This is a genomic window from Mucilaginibacter sp. P4_E8 (assembly GCF_056401495.1).
In genome coordinates, this window is record NZ_JBFUJG010000206.1 from 1 (window position 1) to 6,677 (window position 6,677).

Genomic DNA, 6,677 nt, shown 5'->3' on the forward strand with positions numbered 1-6,677 from the left:
GGGCAGGAATAATACAATGAACCGCTCTAACGGGGGCTTATTGGCTTGCATGGTTATCCTTTATTTTATTTAAGATAGCGGCCACTTGTTTGCTAAAACTCCATTCGGCTATTTTATTTTTTGCATTAGTTCCTAAGATTTTCAATTGAGATTTATCATTTGTAAGAAGTCTGAGTTTTTCAGTAATATCCGATAAATTTTCCGATTCAAAAATATCGCCTGTAAAACCAGGTATCACCAGGTCAATAGCACAACCAACTTTATCAGATACCAATACAGGTTTACCAGCAGCCATAGCTTCATTTACGGCAAGTCCCCATGTTTCAGCTGGCCCTTTGGAAGGCAGGCAAAAAAGGTCACAAGCCTGGTATACTACAGGCATTAAGGATTGGTTTTGGAAATTAATAAAATGGATATTTTTATGATTGCTGCTTTTGGTTTGTATTGGTGCCTCCATAATACCGTTACCCACAAATAATAAATGAATATTGGGCTTGCCCAAAGCTAAAAAAGCATCTAATAGTAACAGAGGGGATTTTTTTTGCTCCAGTTTACCGGCGAACAATACGAGTACATCGCCAGCCGGAATGCCAATGTTTTGGCGTAGTTTCAAGGCCTCATCGGTTCTGTCGGCAATAAATCTGTCATTGTCAACCGCATGGGGTGCAAAACTTAATTGCTCATCTTTTAGGCCATACTTTTTAAAGTAAGCTTTATTATTGGTACCTACGTAAAGAGCGTGGTCAATATGGCGGTAAACCCATTTCAAAAAAACAGATCTTAATAGCGCTTTAAATCCATTTTGAACATCGAGCAGCGTTGAGTCGCCCCTAAAATAAACAGGTATCCGGGTTTTAAAATAGCGGATAGCCTTCAAATGGCTGTGGTAGGCCCATCCAAAAACCAATAAAGCATCAGGCTGCCAGGTATTGACCCGGGCAATCAATTCGGGGTTAATAATTCCTTTGAAGTGATGCGATCCGGGATCAGTGGAAGTGTTTTTTACCCACTCATAGTCATAGCCTTGCAGCAACGGGATATCCCAATCAATATTTTTTCCGAAACCAGGATCAAATTTTTCTGTTGCTTTTTGACCCCAGGTATAAAATACTATGATGTTGATCTGTTGTGCTTCATTCAACAATTTARAAACCGGGGCATAATACTGGATGGGATGAGTAGTGAGGATGGCTAAACGCATTAATATAGATATATCATTTAACTACTTTATCAAAGAAATGACATTGGTTTATAGTCATTTGTGAGGCCGAGTATTTATTTATTGCTTCCTGATTATATTGTTGCGTATTATTATCACCCGAGGATAAACTGGTAAAAAAATCATTAAGATCGGCTTGTTTTATATGGTCATAATCATAAACATGTTTTAATCCATATTCGTTGAGGATTTTTATAGCAGAACTTGCTGCATTAAAAATAGCCAGTAACGGTTTTTTAGTTAACATGTAAGGGTAGATCTTTGATGCGGTATATTTAGGATCATCTGAACCCGGAATAAAGAGTGCATCTGCCTGTTGTAAAGTGAACAGGGTGTGATAATAACTTATCCGATCAGTAATTTCAATCACGTGTTCTTCTACGCCATATTGTTTGGCAAGGGGTAATATGCCTGGTTTTCCCTGACCGGCAGGCGCATAGCTGGTACCGATAAAATATAATTTTAGCCGCTCAAATACCCGTTTATTATCAATTAACCCTTTTTTAAGCGCTTCAAACACAGGTGTTATTGCCTGGTGCATATCAGCGCCGCCCCGGCCTATATAAACTATGTTGATCAATTGGGTATCCAGCAGGTTAGTGAAACTTGCATGGTTTTCCTCAGCAATTTGCATGTCGGGCTCAAATGCACCAAAGGTGATCGTAGCAGCAGGGATATTTTTTATGACAGGATATCTGTTTTTAAGGTCATCAATATAATCAACAGAAACACTTATCAAACCATCGGCATTTTTGATAGCTACTGGTTCCAGGTATTTATTTAAACGATAGGAGAACCAGTATTTTGGTGGGCGTTGCGCCTTTGGTTTATCCATATAATAATCAGAATGCCAGGGGTCCTGCATGTCAATGATGTAGGGTATACCGAATTTTTTTTTCCAATAAGCGCCTAAAATACAAACCGGGAACTGGGTAGTTGAAAAATAAATGAGATCGTATTTTTTAGCCTTTAAAAGTCTGTTTACCTTTTGTTTGTAAAACCACAGGGAGCGTAGCGCAATGCTGCCAAGCCCTAATTTTGAAGTCCAGTTTTTACCAAGAGCCTTAACTTTATGTATCTTAATATTTGAAGGAACGCTTTGCAGTAATAGTGCATCCTTGTTCATATCTGTATAACGTTCATCAACCATCACCGCTTCAGCATTCCAACCATGATCTGCAAAGTAGGGCAAACTCATTCTTATGCGCTGTATATCTGCAGCATTAACAGGGGCGAAGTAGGGGGATATGATGAGGATACGCTTATTGAACATTATTTAAGGTTTGCTCAACTATATTCCGGAATATTTTGCTTTCGGTTTCCCAGTTTAATGTAGTTTGCCCAAGACCATAATTAAGTTCACGGATTCGATACAAACTTTCAGGGTTTTCTGCATATTGGTTAATGCAGTTTGCCATTGATTGAACTTCATTTTTATGGTATAAATTCCCCGAATCAGGGTACTGTTCCAGGAAGAGCTCCTGCGCTTGAGTATCACTTGCAATGACGGCCAGACCAGCCTGTACATATGTAAAAATTTTGTTGGTAAGGCAAATATCCCGGTTAAGGCTTGATGCTGTTTCAGTAGCCATGCCGATATCAAACCGGGCAGCCAGTTTAATAACGTCACCGGCTGCAATTGGTCTATGAAAATATATTTGATTTTCATGAATACCGTTGTCTTTTGCTGATTTCAGTATATGCTGTTTATCTGCCGGTAAACAACTACCTAACAGGTGTAATTCTGTTGGTTTGCTGATAAGTGACATGGCCGCTATTATTATTTCAAGTCCTCTGTCACCGCCAACAGTTTGTGAGAACCAAAAAAGTTTCAAGGGTCGGTCCGTTTTATAATTGAGGTTCAGCGTTAGCTTTGTTTTTGGAAAAACATTATTAATAACTACCGGATTTAAACAGGAGTACATGTTTTGGTAGTTTTTGGCAATAAGCGGACTTGCCGCTGTAAAATAATCAGTTTGCGCAAAATATTTTTCCTCAATGTATTTATTAAGCAGGTACATTCCATCCTTATTGGAAACAAACTGACCGGAATGCATATCCTCCGCATCATAGCCTATTTTGGCATTATTGTACCTTGCAGCTATTACCGCTGCCGGCAGGGCACCAAGATTGTGGGCTATATACAGGTCTGTTTTTATTTTTTTGGCTAAGTGCAATGCTTCGGCGTGTGTACGGCTAATAGCATTTTCAGGTACCCCCAAGGCTTTCGTAAATCCAAAAAGCAGTGAGCATATTTTTTGGCGAATACGGGTTTTAAAATAGGCTGCCCTATGTACCTCCGGATCGCCTCCGCAATAAATATAAACATTTTTGTTTCTGCTGATGATCTCCTGGTCAAATTTTTGCGCCCAGGACTGGTAGAAACAGCATATTACTTTTACCCTGTAGCCAAGCCCTATTAAAGTTTCGGCTTCTTTAACCAGCCTCGGATTGGTAGTGGGCTGCCCGGTTGTTATAAAAGTAATATTCTTCAATATTTGTTTAATGCATTCATATAAAGCTGTTCATACTGGGCCGCCAGTAACACGGAGTTGAATTTCTCCTCTGCAACCTTACGGCAGTTATTCCTGTCAATGATATCAATATTACGAACAGCTGCTGCCATTTCGTCAACGGTATTGCATATAAAACCAGTGGTTCCGTTGGTTACAACTTCGGGAACGGCGCCCCTGTTAAAACCAATTACAGGAGTACCGCAGGCAAAGGCTTCGGCCATAACTATACCAAATGGTTCATCCCAGGTAACGGGCATCAGTAAAGCAATGGCGTTTCTTAATAATTCGTTTTTTTGGATATTATTTACGGGCCCAATATACCTTATTTGGTCTTGGTCAATAAGTGGTTTTACTTCTTCATTAAAATATTGCTGGTGGATATTTTCGGCCGGTATATTACCTGCAATAATTAGCTTCTGGTTAGTTTTGATTGCTGTTTGTATGGCAATGGCAGTCCCTTTTTCACGCTGTATTCTTCCTAAAAATACCAGTGGAGCATCTGCGGAAATATCGTTATTAAACTGGTAATCATTTATATCAATGCCATTATAAATGGTGGTAACCTTACTTATCGTGTTAATTTGCCTGGCGATATAATTACTGCATGCCGTAAACTGAAGTGAATTTTTGCCGGAAATTTTAACTGCCTTTTTTACCTGTGATACGGTAGGGGGAAGCTGGTAGGAAACTATTTTAGGCAGCTTGCCCAGCATCAGCAAACCTATATTACTCATACGGCCAAAAGTATGCACAATATCATAATTGCCAAAAGCAATGGCAGATGTTAACAGATTGATCTTTATCATATCCATTAAGCCATAATTTTCAGACTCGCGGTAGCCAATAAGTTTACAGCCGGGTTTAGAATTTTTATTGGCATATAGTGTAATTTCATGTCCTTTCTTGCTGAGCTCCTGTACCAACATGTAAACAATCCGCTCTATGCCCCCATATTGCTCCGGCGGAACAGGTATCAACGGATTTACTATCATAGCGATCTTCAAGCCTGGCCTTTATTAGATTCCTGATACCTTAAACGGGTTTTTTTAAGTAAAAAACTATAGGTTTCGTTTTGTGTTTTCAGATAATTTTTAATGTAGTTCAACCTGTAACCATGTTTGACCAGCCATTTGGTAATTGCAAACCAGTCGTTAATCTTAAAATATTTATAAAGCGATCTGTTTTTGATTATTAAAAAATTAGCAAGGAAAAAATTTGCCAACGGGTTTGGCTCTTGCGTTCGATAATAATCCAGACTATCTATAAATGTTTTTTGTGGGTCATAGGAAGCCTGAACGAAACTGGCAAGCAGCATTGCCTGAGTTGCGATCCAGATGTAGGGATCATTGGTGCGATTTGTATTGATGGTGATAGCAAAATTGGCAAGCGGTTTATTATTTAAAAGTATTGGATGTTCAAAGGAACGCTCACGAACCAGTTCAATGGCATTAAAGAACACTTTCTCGGGAATTACATAGTTACAGGCTGTCTTACTTCTGAAYATCATTGCGCCGTTTGAATGTAATGCGCTCATTGCCTGTTTGTTTTCTGGCCATTTAAAGGCATAAACACCCTTGTTTTGCGGCCAGATAGTTTTTCCGGTGTTTTTCCATTCATTACCAGGCATTTCCTCCCATAAATTCATATTGCTCCAAGCAATATTAACAGCAGGGTTATTATCCATCAAATAGACCATTTCCAGCAAAAAATCAGGCTGCCACCAGTTATCATCTTCAAGAATACTTGCAYATTGTTCTTCACAAACTGCAAAAGTAAGATTGAAGCTGGCAACAGCACCAATGTTTAGGTCGTGATTTTTAACAATAAACCTGGGATCATTTAATGATCTGATATAGCTTTCAGGGAAGTGATCATCGGGGCTGTCATTATGAATCTCGCATACCCAATCAGGGAAACTCTGATCAAGCAGGCTTTGAATAGCTCTGGACAGCAAATGGTTTCTTTTGTAGGTGAGGACGTAAATTCTACAGCGAGCCAATTAAGTTATATGCTTAAATGAATATTTAAGTTGTTGGGTTGCTTTCCACCCAATTATCCGCACTAACAATTTCGTATACCCACCTGCTGGAAAAGGAATACCGGAGCCGCCCAACTCTTTTACTTTAGATTTCGCCTTATTGATTATGCTTCTGTGTGTAGGATAAAAAGTATATACAAGACGTTGAAAACAGTCTGCAGCGATTTTTTTGACAAGATTGCTATTTTCGTATCTTAAAAGATATTGAGTTCCCAGGTCAATTGCATTGTAAGCAGACTCCGCTCCTGTTTTTGATGTGGTGGCTGATAAAGAAGATGCTAAACCGCTCCTATAATACAGGGTAGCTCTTTCTGCTAATTTAAGTTCATCTGCGCAAAGCAATACTCTTATAATAAATTCAAAATCATTAATAAGGGAAAGTTTTTCATTCCACAATCCTGAACGGTCAAGTATTTCCCGGGGAATAAGCCATAAAGCACATTGAAGCATGACCTGTTTATCAGTCATTGATGCAATGAGCCAATCTGCCGGCTTCATGTCCCTTAATATAACATCCTCGGCTATAGTAAAAGTTGCCAGGTCATCCTTATAAAATCTTCCCCATGATGCATGAGCGATGATTTTTTTTTCTCCATTGATTTTTGATACCTGCTCTTTAATAAAATCGGGTGAGATTATATCGTCAGCATCCATAAATTTAATCAGGTCTCCCTGTGACAACCTGAATGCTTTATTAGCCGCGGCGCACTGGCCTTTATTTTCCTGATGATGTTTTTTTACTCTAATATCGGATATTTTTTCAAGCTCAAGGGCCGTGTTGTCCGTTGAGCCATCATTAATAACAATAACCTCCCAGTTTTGATACGACTGATTAATTATGGAGTTTAAAGCTTCGGTGATGTATTTCCCAGCATTATAAGCGGGCATGCAAATAGATACTAAT

The 6,677-nt window shown here is 39.0% G+C and carries 6 protein-coding genes; all 6 read right to left on the reverse strand.

The features are described from left to right. Window positions 1-37: 37 nt before the first annotated feature. The 6 genes from AC1DRQ_RS28665 to AC1DRQ_RS28690 are packed head-to-tail and all read right to left on the reverse strand — an operon-like array spanning window position 38 to window position 6,661. Window positions 38-1,201, reverse strand: coding sequence for a glycosyltransferase family 4 protein (locus tag AC1DRQ_RS28665; RefSeq protein ID WP_477429119.1), 1,164 nt, complete (start codon window positions 1,199-1,201; stop codon window positions 38-40). 13 nt (window positions 1,202-1,214) lie between these two features. Beyond that, entirely contained in the window at window positions 1,215-2,492 is a 1,278-nt protein-coding gene (locus AC1DRQ_RS28670) for a glycosyltransferase (RefSeq protein ID WP_477429121.1), read from the reverse strand. Then, on the reverse strand, window positions 2,482-3,714 hold the full coding sequence (locus AC1DRQ_RS28675; protein ID WP_477429123.1) for a glycosyltransferase: 1,233 nt from the start codon (window positions 3,712-3,714) through the stop codon (window positions 2,482-2,484). Before AC1DRQ_RS28675 ends, AC1DRQ_RS28670 begins: the two co-directional genes overlap by 11 nt. Further along, window positions 3,711-4,739, reverse strand: a complete 1,029-nt coding sequence (locus AC1DRQ_RS28680; protein ID WP_477429125.1) for a glycosyltransferase family 4 protein — start codon at window positions 4,737-4,739, stop codon at window positions 3,711-3,713. The genes AC1DRQ_RS28675 and AC1DRQ_RS28680 overlap by 4 nt, the downstream gene beginning before the upstream one ends. Beyond that, window positions 4,736-5,734 (reverse strand): glycosyltransferase family 2 protein, encoded by a 999-nt coding sequence (locus AC1DRQ_RS28685; protein ID WP_477429127.1) that lies wholly within the window; start codon window positions 5,732-5,734, stop codon window positions 4,736-4,738. The genes AC1DRQ_RS28680 and AC1DRQ_RS28685 overlap by 4 nt, the downstream gene beginning before the upstream one ends. After that, window positions 5,735-6,661: a glycosyltransferase family 2 protein gene (locus tag AC1DRQ_RS28690; RefSeq protein ID WP_477429129.1), complete on the reverse strand. Its 927-nt coding sequence runs from the start codon at window positions 6,659-6,661 to the stop codon at window positions 5,735-5,737. Window positions 6,662-6,677: the final 16 nt, after the last annotated feature.

Bases quoted from the DNA above. Each gene is read 5' to 3' on its own strand.
- AC1DRQ_RS28670 (WP_477429121.1), bottom strand. From the start codon at position 2,492: ATGTTCAATAAGCGTATCCTCATCATATCCCCCTACTTCGCCCCTGTT.
- AC1DRQ_RS28690 (WP_477429129.1), bottom strand. From the start codon at position 6,661: ATGCCCGCTTATAATGCTGGGAAATACATCACCGAAGCTTTAAACTCC.